At 35.0% G+C, this 15,990-nt stretch carries 21 protein-coding genes and 1 pseudogene; 9 read left to right on the plus strand and 13 right to left on the minus strand.

Translation table 11 applies throughout. The features are described from left to right. Nucleotides 1–11 precede the first annotated feature (11 nt). The 12 genes and pseudogenes from ACLBXA_RS13810 to ACLBXA_RS13865 all read right to left on the minus strand — a co-directional run bounded on the left by ACLBXA_RS13810 (nucleotide 12) and on the right by ACLBXA_RS13865 (nucleotide 8,702). On the minus strand, nucleotides 12–491 hold the full coding sequence (locus ACLBXA_RS13810; RefSeq protein ID WP_079245094.1) for a DsrE/DsrF/DrsH-like family protein: 480 nt from the start codon (nucleotides 489–491) through the stop codon (nucleotides 12–14). Nucleotides 492–551: 60 nt separating this feature from the next. Further along, the gene (locus tag ACLBXA_RS13815) at nucleotides 552–848 is read right to left on the minus strand and encodes a rhodanese-like domain-containing protein (RefSeq protein ID WP_000661810.1); all 297 of its coding nucleotides are present in this window, start codon (nucleotides 846–848) and stop codon (nucleotides 552–554) included. A gap of 14 nt (nucleotides 849–862) precedes the next feature. After that, nucleotides 863–1,222 (minus strand): rhodanese-like domain-containing protein, encoded by a 360-nt coding sequence (locus ACLBXA_RS13820; RefSeq protein ID WP_079245093.1) that lies wholly within the window; start codon nucleotides 1,220–1,222, stop codon nucleotides 863–865. 38 nt (nucleotides 1,223–1,260) lie between these two features. Then, nucleotides 1,261–1,491, minus strand: a complete 231-nt coding sequence (locus ACLBXA_RS13825) for a sulfurtransferase TusA family protein (RefSeq protein WP_002093886.1) — start codon at nucleotides 1,489–1,491, stop codon at nucleotides 1,261–1,263. A 27-nt stretch (nucleotides 1,492–1,518) separates the two neighbouring features. After that, on the minus strand, nucleotides 1,519–2,649 hold the full coding sequence (locus tag ACLBXA_RS13830) for an MBL fold metallo-hydrolase (protein WP_079245092.1): 1,131 nt from the start codon (nucleotides 2,647–2,649) through the stop codon (nucleotides 1,519–1,521). A 38-nt stretch (nucleotides 2,650–2,687) separates the two neighbouring features. After that, the gene (locus ACLBXA_RS13835; RefSeq protein WP_447617257.1) at nucleotides 2,688–3,248 is read right to left on the minus strand and encodes a sulfurtransferase TusA family protein; all 561 of its coding nucleotides are present in this window, start codon (nucleotides 3,246–3,248) and stop codon (nucleotides 2,688–2,690) included. Between the two features lie 88 nt (nucleotides 3,249–3,336). Then, nucleotides 3,337–3,600 carry a metal-sensitive transcriptional regulator gene (locus tag ACLBXA_RS13840; protein WP_000456202.1) on the minus strand — a complete coding sequence of 88 codons (264 nt, stop codon included), beginning with the start codon at nucleotides 3,598–3,600 and terminating at the stop codon, nucleotides 3,337–3,339. Between the two features lie 133 nt (nucleotides 3,601–3,733). After that, nucleotides 3,734–4,123, minus strand: a complete 390-nt coding sequence (locus ACLBXA_RS13845; protein ID WP_000335660.1) for a DUF2606 family protein — start codon at nucleotides 4,121–4,123, stop codon at nucleotides 3,734–3,736. Next, nucleotides 4,089–5,057, minus strand: a pseudogene (locus tag ACLBXA_RS13850) (trypsin-like serine peptidase). The gene ACLBXA_RS13845 and the pseudogene ACLBXA_RS13850 overlap by 35 nt, the downstream one beginning before the upstream one ends. A gap of 174 nt (nucleotides 5,058–5,231) precedes the next feature. Beyond that, the gene (locus ACLBXA_RS13855; protein WP_098900346.1) at nucleotides 5,232–6,503 is read right to left on the minus strand and encodes a neutral/alkaline non-lysosomal ceramidase N-terminal domain-containing protein; all 1,272 of its coding nucleotides are present in this window, start codon (nucleotides 6,501–6,503) and stop codon (nucleotides 5,232–5,234) included. Nucleotides 6,504–6,611: 108 nt separating this feature from the next. Next, nucleotides 6,612–8,027 (minus strand): stage V sporulation protein SpoVR, encoded by a 1,416-nt coding sequence (gene spoVR / locus ACLBXA_RS13860; protein WP_001202690.1) that lies wholly within the window; start codon nucleotides 8,025–8,027, stop codon nucleotides 6,612–6,614. Between the two features lie 114 nt (nucleotides 8,028–8,141). Further along, on the minus strand, nucleotides 8,142–8,702 hold the full coding sequence (locus ACLBXA_RS13865) for a nitroreductase family protein (protein WP_000214814.1): 561 nt from the start codon (nucleotides 8,700–8,702) through the stop codon (nucleotides 8,142–8,144). 238 nt (nucleotides 8,703–8,940) lie between these two features. Here ACLBXA_RS13865 and ACLBXA_RS13870 point away from each other — a divergent pair, with 238 nt between their 5' ends. From ACLBXA_RS13870 to ACLBXA_RS13910, 9 genes are all read left to right on the plus strand, one after another. After that, nucleotides 8,941–9,537 carry a hypothetical protein gene (locus tag ACLBXA_RS13870; protein WP_000276984.1) on the plus strand — a complete coding sequence of 199 codons (597 nt, stop codon included), beginning with the start codon at nucleotides 8,941–8,943 and terminating at the stop codon, nucleotides 9,535–9,537. A 125-nt stretch (nucleotides 9,538–9,662) separates the two neighbouring features. Next, nucleotides 9,663–11,180, plus strand: coding sequence for a spore germination protein (locus ACLBXA_RS13875; RefSeq protein WP_044783312.1), 1,518 nt, complete (start codon nucleotides 9,663–9,665; stop codon nucleotides 11,178–11,180). Beyond that, nucleotides 11,177–12,259: a Ger(x)C family spore germination protein gene (locus tag ACLBXA_RS13880; RefSeq protein ID WP_044783313.1), complete on the plus strand. Its 1,083-nt coding sequence runs from the start codon at nucleotides 11,177–11,179 to the stop codon at nucleotides 12,257–12,259. Before ACLBXA_RS13875 ends, ACLBXA_RS13880 begins: the two co-directional genes overlap by 4 nt. Before the next feature lie 16 nt (nucleotides 12,260–12,275). Then, on the plus strand, nucleotides 12,276–13,385 hold the full coding sequence (locus ACLBXA_RS13885) for a GerAB/ArcD/ProY family transporter (protein ID WP_044783314.1): 1,110 nt from the start codon (nucleotides 12,276–12,278) through the stop codon (nucleotides 13,383–13,385). A 45-nt stretch (nucleotides 13,386–13,430) separates the two neighbouring features. Beyond that, nucleotides 13,431–13,943 (plus strand): PCYCGC domain-containing protein, encoded by a 513-nt coding sequence (locus ACLBXA_RS13890; protein WP_000761026.1) that lies wholly within the window; start codon nucleotides 13,431–13,433, stop codon nucleotides 13,941–13,943. A gap of 120 nt (nucleotides 13,944–14,063) precedes the next feature. Then, nucleotides 14,064–14,312 (plus strand): YhdB family protein, encoded by a 249-nt coding sequence (locus ACLBXA_RS13895; protein ID WP_001195459.1) that lies wholly within the window; start codon nucleotides 14,064–14,066, stop codon nucleotides 14,310–14,312. A gap of 165 nt (nucleotides 14,313–14,477) precedes the next feature. Further along, complete coding sequence (locus ACLBXA_RS13900; RefSeq protein WP_000532267.1) at nucleotides 14,478–14,897, plus strand: disulfide formation protein C; 420 nt, start codon at nucleotides 14,478–14,480, stop codon at nucleotides 14,895–14,897. Nucleotides 14,898–14,909: 12 nt separating this feature from the next. Then, entirely contained in the window at nucleotides 14,910–15,362 is a 453-nt protein-coding gene (locus ACLBXA_RS13905) for a thioredoxin family protein (protein ID WP_000738451.1), read from the plus strand. Between the two features lie 72 nt (nucleotides 15,363–15,434). Further along, nucleotides 15,435–15,650, plus strand: a complete 216-nt coding sequence (locus ACLBXA_RS13910) for a DUF1540 domain-containing protein (protein WP_001115488.1) — start codon at nucleotides 15,435–15,437, stop codon at nucleotides 15,648–15,650. Nucleotides 15,651–15,683: 33 nt separating this feature from the next. Here ACLBXA_RS13910 and ACLBXA_RS13915 read toward each other — a convergent pair whose 3' ends face one another. Next, on the minus strand, nucleotides 15,684–15,935 hold the full coding sequence (locus tag ACLBXA_RS13915) for a hypothetical protein (protein ID WP_000834195.1): 252 nt from the start codon (nucleotides 15,933–15,935) through the stop codon (nucleotides 15,684–15,686). Between the last annotated feature and the right edge of the window lie 55 nt (nucleotides 15,936–15,990).

Consider the following 15,990-nt stretch of genomic DNA (forward strand, 5'->3'; position numbering starts at 1 on the left):
AAGAAGGTGATTTAAATGAATAAGTTTACATTCCCATCCGAAGCATCTGCTAAATATGCCCCTACGCCTGCAAACTCTATCCCTTCCATAATCTCTTCCTCTTTTAACCCTAATAAATCTACTGTCATTTGACAAGCTACAAGTTTAATTCCTTGTTCTTTCGCCAAATCAATTAAATCTGGCAAAGGCATTGCGTTATGTTTTTTCATAATGCCTTTAATCATCTTTGGCCCCATGCCAGCAAAATTCATTTTGGATAATCCCATCTTATCGGCACCGCGTGGCATCATTCTTCCAAATACTTTTTCTATAAATGTTTTCTTTACATTCACATATTCATCTTTCCTTAAAGCATTTAATCCCCAGAAAGTATGAAAAATAGTTACCTCTTGATCATACGCCGCTGCACCATTTGCAATAATATAAGCAGCCATTGCTTTATCGTAATCTCCGCTAAATAAAACGATTGTTGTTTTCTTCTGTTGTTCCATATTGTTCTCCCTCCAATTACCTATAGGGGTATTTTTTTATTTATAAAAAATTGTTTCTCCCTATTCTACTTTTCCTTCCCAAGCTAACATACCACCTACCACATTGATTACTTGAAAACCGTAACTTTCTAAAAATTGAACAGCTCTTGCACTTCTCCCGCCTGAACGACAAACGATAATATATTCCTGATTTTTATTTAATTCATGCATACGAAACTCTAATAGTCCTAGTGGAATATTACATGCTTCTGGAATTTTCCCTTCAGCTACTTCTTCTACTTCACGTACATCCACAATATTTACCGCTTCTTTACGCAACAATTTTTCTTCTAATTCTTTTGTAGTCATTTCTTTCATTTTACATTTCCTCCTCACAAACCATTCATACCACCTGAAACGTTTATTACTTGCTGAAACCCTAGTTTTTTCAATACCTTTGCTGCTTGCTTACTTCTCATTCCACTTTGGCAAATAACGATTACTTCCTTATTCTTATCTAATTGATTCGCCTTACTTGCTAGATCATTTAGGGGGATATTTTGAAAGCCTTTCATATGATTCCCTCTATACTCACCTACTGTACGGACATCAATAAAATACTTCCCCTTTTTCCCCACTATACTTTTCAATTCTTTGCCATTTATATTTTGCACACCTTTCACTGGTAAAAATCGTGAAATAACAAACCCTGCAGCAAGTACAATAAAAAGCATACTTAATATTGTGTTCATATAACCAACCTCTCTATATTTACAAAACTATTGCTTCACTACGCCTTCCTAATCCAAAACTTCAGCACATCGCCTTCTTCTTCAAGCTTTACGATGTCATGGCCACATTTATTTGCCCACGCTGGAATATCCTTAACTGACCCTTTATCCGTTACATGTATTTCTAACACTTCTCCAGTTTGTAGAGCATCCATTGCTCTCTTTGTTCTTACAATCGGCATTGGACATGCTAAACCTTTCGCATCTAACACTTGTTTTATATTCATCATCAATTCCTCCATTTTTTATTTATTTCATTATTCGTGCACTGCACAACGATTTGGACCAATCTCCATTTCACGCTCTTTATCCACACTTGGGTGAATTTTACCCATATTGGTTTGACGAATTTCTTCATATGCATTTGGCTGAGGTGGTAAGTTTTCTGTTACAGTTTTACGGAACTCTACCTCATCCTCAATATTTAACCCCGCATTATTCGCAAACAAATCTTTTAATTTTGCGCTAACAATACCACTTTCGTTCATTTCACTTATTTTTGAATAATGAGCCGGTAACACAACTAAATTTTGAGATAGCTCTTTATATCGGCTATACAAAGTATTACGTAAATCACTCACCCAATCTTCAGCCTTACCAGCAAGATCAGGACGCCCAATTGAATCTACAAATAAAATATCGCCTGATAATAAATAAGAATCATCTACAATGAATGACGTACTTCCAATCGTATGTCCTGGTGAGTATAATGCGTCAATTACAATTTTAGTCCCCCCCACCGTAATAACAGATCCTTCAACAAGCGGTTCGTATGAAAAAACAACTTCCTCTGCATCTTTTGGTGGTAACCAATACGTACCACCTACCTTTTCCGCTAACTTACGTCCTCCGGAAATATGGTCTGCATGTAAATGTGTATCCATTACATTCGTAATCGTAACGCCATGCTCTTTCGCAAATTCTTCATATGCCTCGGCTGTTCTTACTGCATCAATAACTGCTGCTTCACCATTTGAAACGACCATATAAGATAAACAGCCTTTTCCAAGGCGGTTAAACTGATACATACTTCCACCATTTTTTAAATCTCCAACTTTTATAGGCTTTACATATTCACTCCAAGCCTTCATGCCACCAGCTAAATAATAAATATTTTCTAATCCAGCCTCTGTTAATTGCTCTGCCACAAATATAGAAGACCCTTCTTTTGCACATACTACTAAAACATCTTTATCCTTAGGTAATTCACTTACAATATGTTCTACACCATCTAACAAATCAAAATAAGGTTTATTAATAGAAGAAACTTGTTTTCCTTCAATTTTCCAATCTTCATAATCCTTCTCATTACGAACATCTAAAATAAACAACTCTCCGAATAAAACTTTCTCTGCAACATCTTTCGCTTTTAACGATTTAACACTCATTTAATTACCCCCATAGGTATATTTTCATTTAAAAAATTTTATTTTTTCACATTCCCTTGCCACTCTAACATACCTGGAATGACATTTTTCACATTTGCATAACCTTGCTCTTTCAACATGTGGCAAGCTACATCACTACGGTTACCAGTTCGGCAAACAACATAAATTTGTTTCGTCTGATCTAACGCTGCACTGTCTAACTCTCCTAACGGCATCGAAATGGCCGATGGAATATGACCAAAAGCGAATTCCGCTGCTTCTCGAACATCTAATACAATACACTCTTCCTCACTTAATAATATCTCTTCCAACTCTGCATTCGTAATTGTATGTGGATATTTCACAGCTTCATTCACTTCATGCTCGTTTGCTTTCCTAACATAATGCACCAATACATCACCCTCGTGTTTCGTCCCGATATATTGATGTCCTACTTTACTCGCCCAACTTTTTATATCTACCGTAGATCCTTTATCTGTTGCCTTAACTTCAATCACCTGCCCTGGTGTTAACCCTTCTATCGCCTTCTTCGTTTTCACAATAGGCATCGGACAAGCCAAACCTTTACAATCTAAACTCATATCCACTTTTATACTCATAATCGATTCCTCCACAATTTACATACATATACCTGTAGGGGTATATTAAAATGTTTTTGAAAATCTGTCAACACTTACGTTTGACAGATTATCGGCTTTTTACAAGTAATTGAACAGCTTCTTTAATTAACTCTTCATTTGAACCATTGCCACTTTCAAACTGTTCACGTAAACAATGCTCTAAATTCGTTCCAACAACAAGTCCAATTGTACGATCAAGTGCAGAACGAGATGCCGTTAACTGTGTAATAACTTCTCGGCAATCTTTTCCTTCTTCCATCATACGAAGCACACCACGAACTTGACCTTCAATACGTTTCAATCTATTTTTCATATCTTGATTGTATTCCACTATAGACCACCTCCGTAATTGTAACTATATTATACATTACTTTATAACTTTGTATAATATCATATACCCTTCAGGGTATATTGTAAAGTTTTTAATCTTTAGACTGAAATTTATACTTACTTCACAATTTTTATTAATTTACGTTAATCATTATTAATTTAGCTACATTTCTATCATTAATCACAATCTCTTTTTTCTCATTATTCGGCAATAAAATTATATACTTTCCTTTTCTAGGAATCTTCCAAATCAATTTTCCTTCTTGATTAGTTTTCCCTATCGAAATCACGATTTCTTTACTAGGCTGAGGTAATTCATCTTTTATAAGCATAATTTCAAAGTCTTTTATCTGTTGTTTCTCTTTATTTTGAACATAGAAAGTTATAGGATTAACAACTTTACTAACATTCTCTTCGTTATTTACTATATAACTAGACATCATGATTATGACCAATATACAATACAAAATCCAAATAGAATTACTATATTTATTCAGGCCATTTTTTAATATTATTAAACACATCGTCTGTTATCCGATTTCCAAAATTCATATTTTTATTTCCTCTTGTATGAATGGCTATTATTTTGATACCGGTATCGAAATACTGATATACAGGTGATCCACTTTGCCCCTCATAAGTATCAATCTTGTATGTTAACATTCTAGGAGAAACTCCCTCAATTGGACCATAGTCTCTCCACATTGTGTAACGTTCATTTCCTATTTTATCAGCGGGATATCCAGGAATCGCCGCAAGTAAACCTTTTTGTGATTCTACATAGGTAGTTCTATATCCCAACCAGCCAATATAATCTCCTGGAGACCCATTTAATTTAATCGTTCCATAATCATAATCTGAATTTTCATTATCAGTCCATCCACTTACTGAATAGAGTTTTGTCCAACTATAAGGTAAATACGGTGCTTGGTTTCCATTTCTACCAGGGGTCACAATAACATTTGTCGCCCATCCACCAATTTCTTTATTGTAAATACAATGTCCAGCTGTAAGCACTGTATCTTTACTAACTAGTGCTCCTGTACACCCATAAACTTCTCCACTATTTTACTGAGTCGCAACATGGACTATAGCGCTATACGGATATGAATTTGTATCATTAACCCGTATTCGATCATCGCTTCCTATAACAGAATAGGTAAGAATATTAGGTGAATAATTTAACGTACTATTTTCCAAATATGCTCCCCAATCTTCCCCACCATGTTTTCGCCCTTCAAATGAGGGCGAAACAAGATCTTCTCCCCTTCGATCATTACTATACAATGATTGTTCTTGAAACAGTTCACGTTCTCCCTCATTTGAGACCGATGTCCACGGTACATCTTCTGCATACACCTTCTGATGCACCAAAAATACTATGCAAAAAAATATAAAAAGAACACCAAAACGATAAAGAGCCAACCTGCATCTTATAGAAATAAAGCTATCCAACATAACTTACCTCCTATACAAGTGATAGCAAACAATTGAGGATCCCTTTATAAATTCTAGTTTTTCTTTTTTTAGAAGTCAATGTAATTAACAATGATAATCATTGTTAATTACATTGACTTAATAAACTCAAACAATTATTTATATTCTTTACTCTGCTTTCAAAAATCTGTCTTATTAAAGCTTCACTTTATTACATAAGCCCGTAACCTTCTTCACAATCAGCTCCGCAGTATTTTTCTCCGGTGGCATCAATAAATTCGTAACAGACCCATATACAACAGGATTTAATTCTACTTCATATCCACCATATGTAAACTCTTCCCTTGTCGGTAAATAACCAATATATCCATTCGTATATCCACCAAGAAAGGCTATTTCATTTTGAAGACTCTCTTTCACTTCTAACGCGGTTTCTGAAAAAGGTTCCATCGGTATACCAAAGAACATTCCATCATTAACTTGAAACAGTTGAACTTCTAAATCAATACGTAACTGCCGAATACCTTGCTTATATTTCTCTAAAACGATAGTAAGCCACTCGTCCGTGTTCACACCCCACTGCTTCTCCGCCAATTGAGCCATGCTTCGTATCTCATTCATTTCAGGAATATCTTTCAACTTCATTTGCATCATACTCGAAACTGTTCTTAAATTTACAATTGGGCTATATGTAACTATTGGCAATATTGTTAATACATGTCCACTAAGTGTGTAAGCCATTTGCTTTACTGCTTCCCTTGAACCGCGATACTTCGCATTTACATTACCAGCAGCTCCTTGCACAATAATAACAGGGCAATTTACGATTTTCTCAAGAATCTCCCTCGTCATTCCAGGATAATCCGCTGATAATACATCGCTATCACCTTTTAAAACATTCGGATGCGCAGTACAAAATACAATAATCCCAGATAGCTCCTTCGTTTCAGCATTTCTTATTGCTAACATGCCAATTCGCTTATCTACAACACCCTCTATATTTGTTCCCATCTTTGCTCTTCCATCAGATGTTCTCTCTCTTCGGTTTATCCCAATATCACCTGTCGTAACACTCCAGCCAACTTCACATAGCCCCAAGTTATTATTTGCAGTAACAGCACCGTGCACTACATTATTTACTAAACTCGTTTTATACGACTTTACTAAAGCTTGCTCACCAACAGTTTCCGGACCAGAATGTGTATGTGTATAAACAACTGTTATTCGCTCAAATGGCACATGAAGCCTGCTAGCTACGCGCTCACGAATAATATTCGTATCTTCTACTAACATCCCAATATTATCAATGCTTATAAACACAGTTTTCATTTCATCTTTTTCAAATACAAAAACTGTCCCATAAATATGCTCTTCAATATTATTTATTCCTGTCTCTCTATGGTATCCAACAAAATCAATACCGACAGGCGGCGTAATATCTACCTTGCATACCCCTATTTTGCTCATTTGAATCGCTCCATTTCTCTATATAACTCCCTTTCTTCAAGAATAGCATATTTAACTTTGCCCCAAATAAAAAAGAACGGACACAGTATCCTATGTCCATTCTTTTCATCACACATACTTCCGATGCACCATCTTCCCATCATAAGAAAACACAACGCCCTTACTTTCCACAATCGACTCCATATGCACCGTTCTTCCCCATAACTGATGAATGTATGGCAGTACTTTTTCTAAGTATTTTAAATCGAGCTCAATTCCTTCGTAACTATGTTTAATGTACAACTCTCCGTTCTTTAAGTAGTCACCATCTTCTACTACTAAGTACGGGAAGCCACCATTTGTACGCATATTTACGAGCTGATCACGTACATGTTCCCACTCTTTATCTATTACCTTATATTCTTTTCCTTGGCGTTGGAATAAGTACATATCTTCTCTCATTACGAGATCTTTGTTTAAGTAGTTCCTTAAGAATGATACATCCCATTCGATTTCGCGTACTTCAAAGATTTTGTCACGGCCAGATCCTGGTTTTACACCGCGTCGTTTCATTTCTTCTGTCGGGTTATTGTAGCGCTCCTCTATATCTTCAAACATTTTAATACCTAGGTAGTATGGGTTAATACTTGTTTTTGATGGTTGAACTACACCTGCATTAAGCTTTGCGAATTCAATCGCTTCAGAAGATGTTAAGTCCATTTCACGGAGTATGCGTTGATGCCAGTATGATGCCCAGCCTTCATTCATAATTTTTGTTTCAAGCTGCGGCCAGAAATATAGCATTTCCTCACGCATCATCGTTAATATATCTCGCTGCCAATCTTCTAGCTCACGGCTATATTCTTCAATGAAGAGGAGTAAATCTTTCTCTGGTTGCGGCGGAATTTTCTTCTTTTTATGCATATTAGGTCGTTCTCTCTTTTTGTTTCGATCATCTAAATTCCATAAGTCATCGTACTGTGATATCTTTTTCTTTTCTACATCCTCTTCTAAATCTTCAATACTCCACGCAAGTTTTGGACGCATAATCGATGGGTCAATATGCTCTTGAATGGCAAGTACGGCATCTAAAAATGTTTCTACCTCTGCTTTTCCGTACTTATGCTCATACGCTTTCACACGGTCCGCTGTTGCCGCCATACTTTCTACCATATCTCGCTTCGTATTTGAAAAACGAATATTATTTTTGAAGAAGTCACAGTGTGCTAAAACGTGCGCTACAATTAATTTGTTTTGAATTAAAGAGTTCGTATCTAATAAAAAGGCGTAACATGGATCAGAGTTAATAACGAGTTCGTATATTTTACTAAGACCTAAATCGTATTGTAATTTCATTCTGAAAAACTGTTTTCCAAAACTCCAATGTGAAAACCGCGTTGGCATCCCATATGCACCAAATGTATAAATAATTTCCGCTGGACATATTTCATAACGCATCGGATAAAAATCAAGCCCAAATCCCGTCGCAATTTCCGTAATTTCCGCAATCGCATATTGCAGTGCTTTATCGTCACTTGCTCTCATTATTTTCCCTCCTTACACTTTCCCTTAAGAAAGTGTATGATGAAAAACAAGCTTTCATGAGGATTGATTGCATAATAAAAAGACACCCCCGCAAAAACGAGAATGTCTCATCTATTAACCTTCAATAATCTCCATCTTCTCCGTAATCGGAGTACGAGCTTTTCCTTCTGGCGCTTTATCGAAATAGCCGATATGAAGAATTCCAACGATACGTTGTCCTCTTGTTAAACCGATTCCTTCTATAAATAATGGATTGTAGTTCAATCCGCCTGATTTCCAAACGCAACCTAATCCGCGTTCCCAAGCAAGAAGCTGGAAGTTTTGCATAAATGCACATGTTGCAGCGTAATCTTCGTCACGCTGAATTTGACGCGGATCTTCATTTATATATACAACGATTTGTGCAGGCGTGCTTAAGAAACGATCTGATAAAATTTTACCGCGCTTTGCTCTTTCTTCTTCTGTGAAAGAGTTTAATACTGCATCTACTAATTTCTTGCGGCCTTCTCCAATGTATAATTTACAATTCCATGGTTCACGATATTTATGATTCGGTGCCCACGTTGCGTCGTTTAATAGTTCAATTAATAACTCTTTATCTACCGCTTTGTCTGTAAATGTACGAACAGAGCGCCTTTCTTTAATCACATTAGCGATGGAAGTATATGTAGTCATATTTATCTCTCCCTTATTTTTATCTATATGTATAAGTTTATTGTTGGCATTGATATTGATTTTCAATTTCGATTATACCTTAGTTTTTTACTATTAATCAATGTTTTATGTTGGAAAACTTCTAAAAACGTCATTTCATACTGTGAATAAAAAAACTTAACTTGTTCACAAGTATTTCACATTTTATGGAAATGATATGTGTACAGTTTTCTACATTATCCATCTAGGAGGAGTTTACATGTACAAAAAAATCGCAGTAAGTATGACTATGGCAGCATTATTATGCGGGATATCCACCTTCCCTACGTCCGCTGCCACGCCAAAAGAAGTAACAATGCATCATCATAAACCAATTTCAGAAGAAGAAATGCAATCGCTAGAAAAACTTGGCTATAACAAACATGAAATTTGGAGAGCTGCTCACATTGCAAGAATCAGTAAACAAGAAATAAAAGATGTTTTATCTTACTATAAGCAAAATAAATCTTGGGAGAAAACAGCCGAGCATTTCGGTGTAGATCCAAGTAAGCTGAAAAAGCATCATATGAATAAAGAAACAAAGCAAGCACTGCTACAACAGTTAGCAACTATGCAAAAATCCACACCGGATCAGCTAAAGCAAAAAATGAAAGAATATAACATCAAATTGCGTCATCTTACTGTGTTAACAATCATCTCTCAAAAAAGCAATACCCCTCTTGATGATGTATTAAAAATGAAAAAAGATGGAATGGACATTAAACAAATTGCCGAAAAATTAAATGTAAAAAGAGAAGATATACGAGCGGAAATGATGAAATTAGTGAAGTCTATTAAAGAACAAAAAACAAATTAAAATGCTAAAAAGGAAGAGCCATTCACCACTCTTCCTTTTCTTTATGAACTTTCAATTTTTAAGTATAAATTCCCGTCTTTCCCAAAAACTAACACAAGTAAATGATGTAAGTTAGGGGTGAGAAAATGTTCGGTTTATCATCTAAGAAATCAAAAAAGACTAATACAAAAACACTTTGTTCTATCCCAGAATTTATACAAACCATGAAAGAATCAAGCGATTTTGTTTCTTATAACGTACTTGAAGATGAAACGTTATGCTTGTTTTATTATAAATCTGTCGTGGAAGCACTTATTATTAAACAATTTATTTTAACTCCTCTAAAAAAAGAATCGGAACAAATTCAAAATATCTCTGATTTATGTAATATCGTCTCTATTGAAGATATTATTACCTCCCCTTCTATTGATGATATTCGTGAGAAATTATTAGGTGGATATATTTTAATACGCTTAAAAAACAATTCGAATCCCGATCAATATGCTTTAATTCGTGCTGAAAGTACTGTTTTAGGAACACGATTATATAACGATACAGAAAATGAGTATAGCGTAATCGGGCCTAAAATCGGTTTTGTTGAAAACCTTGATACAAATATACACTTATTACGCCGAAATATTGTAACGGAGCAACTCATTTTTAAAGAAGTTACCGTCGGATCTATATCAAAAACGAAAGTAGCAGTTGCTTATATAGAAGGAGTTACAAATGAACAATTTATCAACACCGCAATACAACGGCTAGAAGACATTGACTTTGATGTCCCATTTGATTCAACTATGATTGAGCAATTTATTAGTGATAATAGCAATTCACCTTTTCCTGTTCTATTACCTACAGAACGATTAGATCGAGCTGTATTTGCGTTAATTAACGGGGAAGTTTTGATTTTAACAGATGGCTCTCCATATGCTTTATCAGGACCAACAACGTTACTGGATTTTTTCATTTCACCAGAAGATTATTATTTACCGTGGATGATTGGATCGTTCTTTCGTATTATTCGTTTTTTTGGGGCTATATTTTCTCTTTTTTCCTCCGCTATTTATACAGCGGCTTTAACATATCATTATCAAATGATTCCTGCCGATTTACTAGGTCCTATTATTTTCTCGAGAGCTAACGTACCTTTCCCTCCTATTCTAGAAGCACTCTTTTTAGAAATTACAATCGAATTGCTTCGTGAAGCGGGAGCGCGTTTACCGACAAAAGTTGGACAAACGATTGGGATTGTTGGGGGGATTGTAATTGGCCAAGCATCTGTTGAAGCGGCTTTGACAAGTACAATTTTATTAATTGCAGTTGCTTTATCCGCTCTTGCATCTTTCACAACACCGACTGTAAAGATGTCTTCTACTATCCGGTTGTTACGCTTTCCTCTTATTCTTTTAGCCGGTGCATTCGGAGGATTAGGCCTTATTGTCGGATTTGTATTTATTCTAGCTCATTTAATTAAATTAAAATCACTTGGATCACCTTATTTATTACCTTTATATCCATTTCGTGGTTTAGGTACAGCAGAAGGTTTTCTTCGATTACCATTTAGTCAAACGGCACAAAGACCTTCTTTTCTTAGACCAAAATCAAAATGGCGCTACAATCCAAACAAATCGAAGCAAAAACGTGATGGTGAGAATGAATGAAAAAAATTTTATTGCACCTTATCATTATCTTCTTCGTTTTACAAACTGGCTGTACACAAACGTATATAGTGGATGCACAGCGTATTATTCATATTGCTGGATTTGACATCACAAAAAACAAAAAATTCCAAGGAACTATTCTATTCCCAGAGTACACACATGGTGTAAAGTCTAAACCAGAGACGCAAACAACATCTGCCCGTTCACTTGAAACAATTGCTTCACGATTAAATGCGAAATCTCCTCACAATGTTGTTGTAGGTCAAATGCGTGTCGTCCTATTTGGAAAGGCTCTAGGGGAACGCGGAATGGGAGAGATTATTACTAACTTACAACGTGACCCAAATATCGGGCGTGATGTACAACTAGCAATTGTAGATGGATCGGCTGAAGAGCTTTTAAATTACGGAAAAAAAAATGGGTCTTTATATATTGCTGATTTACTCGAGCAAAATATAAGAAATGAGAACATTCCACAAACTGAATTAAACATTTTTTTATATAATTATTACTCTTCTGTATGTGATGCCTATGTTCCTTATATTAAAATGGACGATAATCATTCTGTCGCTGTCAAAGGACTTGCCTTTTTAAAAGGCGATAAAGTCGTCATGTATACGGATAAAAGACATTCTGTTTTAGCAAAATTACTTATTAACCCTACGAAAAATGGACGTTACGAAGCAGCGATAACAAAGGATAAACATAAAGGTATGGTTGTTATACAAAACTTAGCTGGGGAAAATAAGTATGATATAGATCAAACTGGCGACATACCAAAAGTAAAAATCCATTTAAAATTAAATGGATTAATTAAAAACTCTCCTAATTGGATTGATTTAAGAAAAAAAACAAATATCAACTATATAAAAAAACAAATTGAACGAAATGTCGAAAAAGACTGTGAAGATTTAATAAAACAATTTCAAGAAAAGGAAATTGATCCTTTAGGAATACGAGATGAAATTAGAAGCCATACGAGAAAATGGAATATAAAACAAATTCGAAATATGTATAAAAATGTAGCGGTGGATATAAATTTAGATCTTAATATTGTACAATCTGGAATCGGAGAATAGTGAGGTGAGATAAGCAATGAATACAATGAATAAAACAAAGACAGTCTCTCCATATTTTGCATTTATTTTATTGCATTCTCTCCAGATTGGTATAGGAATTCTCGGATATCAACGTGTAATTTTAAAAAACGCTGGTTATGATGCCTGGATTTCTCTTATTATTGCGGGAATTGCAACTCATATTGTGCTGTTTTGTATGTTAAAAATGCTTGAAAAAGACGGAGATTTAATTAGTATCCATACAACAACCTTTGGAAAGTGGTTTGGCTCTATATTTTCTGTAATTTTCACTCTTTATTGCTTATTATTTTGCCTTACTGTTCTTCGTACATATATGGAAGTGATACAAGTTTGGATTTTCCCTACCATTAAGTTATGGAAACTTACGCTTATGTTTTTGTTAGTCACTTACTACATTATAAAAGGTGGCTTCCGTTCTGTGACAGGGATATGTTTTTGGGGTATTGTTCTTCCTATTTTCGTTGTATTCTTTTTAATCTATCCAATGAAATATGCTCATTTCCGTAATATTTTACCTATTTTTACACATTCACCTTTTGACATGCTTATATCTGCAAAACACTCTGCATTGGAATTTCTAGGGTTTGAAACAATTCTTATCTTTTATCCCTTTATTGAAAAAGGAAAATCTTTAAAGCGATGGGCCCATGCTGGAATTGCTTTCAGCACCTTAATTTATGTAGTTTTAGCTATCGTATCTTTTATGTATTATAGTGAGGGTCAATTAAACCGTACTATTTGGCCTACTTTAACGATGTTAAAAATAATTAAAGTTCCTTTTATTCAGCGCTTTGAATATATTATTATTTTCGTTTGGTTTTTAATTATTTTACCAAACCTTTGCTTAACCATTTGGTCATCATGTCAAACGGTGAAGCGTTCCTTTCATATTTCATTTAAATTTACATTACCGTTTTTTATTTTCATCATATTTTCAGCTTCTCTACTTTTCACAAACCGTGAAAGTATCAACACATTAAATACCGTACTATCTCAAGCGGGTTTATATATTGTATACGCTTATATCCCAATTTTATTTCTATTCCATTCGCTAAGATGGCGCTTCAAAAATCAGTCAAAAAAATCTTCAACCGATACACCGTAATCTCTGATACAATTTGATTAATACATTTGTAAAGGGGACAAGCGAATGAAAAAGTATGTATTTTCTTTACTTGCAGTACTAAGCTTAATTCTTGCTGGATGCGGAAGTACTGGTACAAATGACCAAAAATCTTCTGAATCAAAAAAAGAAGAACATGACCACGCATCGCACACTCAGCAAGCTGACATTCAAGAGAAAACAAAAGGAGTCGACACACTTCCTACCTTCCTAGATAAGCTTGATCCACAAATGAAAGATATCTACACTGTCGCTGGACAAAATGCAGAGCTATTAGATTGGATTCCATGCTATTGTGGTTGCGGTGAAAGTGTAGGACATAAAAATAATAAAAACTGCTTTATTCGTGAAATTAAAAAGAATGGTGAAGTTGTTTGGGACTCCCACGCAACGACTTGCGTCAATTGCCTAGAAATCGCAGTTGAATCTGCTTCCATGAAACAAAAAGGAAAATCAACGCTTGAAATTCGTAACTATATCGATAATAAATACAAAGAAGGCTATGGTAAACCAACACCTACGCCAATGCCAAAAGCTTAAAAAACGAGGAAACTCCTCGTTTTTTCTTTTCATTCACTTTTTTTCTTAACAAATTCTTTCAAGTGTATTTCTCCTTACTTATCACACACTATATATAACTCTCGGTAAGGAGGGTACACAGTGCAAACATATAACGACTATGATAAAGCTCTCTATTACACGTATTGCTGTAATTGGGATAAATTACTCGTTCTCATGGTTCAAACGAACGATCAATTATTTTCTAAGCGTATTGAGCATTTTTTACACGCTTATCAATACAGTAAAGAACTACCAGAAGTTGATAAACAATTGCAGCTCCTATTTCAATATATTGACCACGCATCCCAAAAGTCGCATGTAGAAGAAGTAGAACAAATTCAAATGTAAACTATAGCGCTATTCTCTTCCGGAGAATGGCGCTTTTTTAAAATATTTATATCAATAAAAGTTTCTCCTTATAAAACTTTTATTGATAAACATATTTTTTCTTTCTTTTCCATACCACTTCATACTATAATTTAGTATGTAACTATTATAAGAGAGGTATAAAATATGGGACGAGAAAAAAAGCAAGAATATGCTTTACTTACCGCATGGGGAGCTTCTTTTATCGCTACACTAGGAAGTCTGTACTTTTCCGAAATCATGAAATTTGAGCCTTGTGTTCTTTGTTGGTATCAACGTATTTTTATGTATCCATTCGTTTTATGGCTCGGTATCGCTGTGGCAAAGAAAGACTATCGCATCGCAACTTATTCTTTACCAATCGCAACTATTGGTGCTTGTATTTCTTTATATCACTATGCAATTCAAAAAGTCGCAGCATTTTCAGCAGCTGGGGCAGCTTGTGGACGTGTACCATGTACGGGAGAATACATAAACTGGTTCGGCTTTGTGACAATCCCGTTTTTAGCACTTATCGGCTTTATTACAATCGCTGTTTGTAGCTTTATTGTCATCAAAAACAAATAAGGAGATGAAAGAATGAAAAAAATGCTTATATTTGGTGGTATTATTATCGCCTTGTTCGTGGCAATTTTTGCAGTAACACAAATGGAAGAAAAAAATGCTACTAGCCAAAAAATTGATAATCCTACTGAAAGTAAGACAAACGGTTCTGACTACTACACAAATAAAATCTCTCTTTCAGATCTTCAAAAGAACTTAAAAGAGAAAAAAGAAGAAACAGTATACTTTTATCAAACATCTTGCGTTCATTGCCAAAAATTATCTCCTGTCGTAGTGCCGATGGCTAAAGACTTGAACGTTGATATGAAAGTTATGGATATTGAAAAATTAGATGCTCCTTGGGATGAATATAAAATTCAAGGTACACCAACAATCATTCATTTTAAAGATGGCAAAGAAGTAAGCCGTATTAGCGGTGAACAGCCAAAAGACAAATTAAAAGAATGGCTTGAGCAAACGAAAAAGTAACGAGAAAAGGAAACTCCTTCTACACATGAAATGGGCGTAAAATCCCACACTAATGTATAAGGAGGGGGTTTTATGCCAGAAGTAAGATGTTCTGTTTCCAACTGTTCTTTTTGGGGACAAGGTAACTTTTGTCAAGCAAGTGCGATCGTCGTTCAGCCTGATGCAGATGAAACTGGTCAAACTGAAAATGATTCATATACAGCTGCTGTTTTAACAAACGAGACGCTAGAAAGTTCTGTAGCAACGAGTGTAGAGACTTGTTGTCATACATTTAAGCCTAAATATTAAACATAAAAAGCATACGATTCATCGTATGCTTTTTTACATCCCTCTCCAAAAATCATGCATAATAAAAAAATATAAAATAACGAGAACGGCCGTCCCGCATAGGGTAATGCGCCGATATATACTCTTCTCTCCTTCCCTCGCTTTCACAAACGCCCAAATAAATCCGAAGAATAATATTAAATCAACATATGGAACATAAAAAGAAAAGACGAGAAACGCATATAAATACACGATAAATAAACAGGTCGTTACTAAGAAAACTTTAAACGCAAATTCACTTTTCATAATATAACCGCCCCCTATCTGTACTGTATTATATTCAGCAAAATACAATAGTTGC

It is taken from the genome of Bacillus sp. D48C (assembly GCF_053345735.1).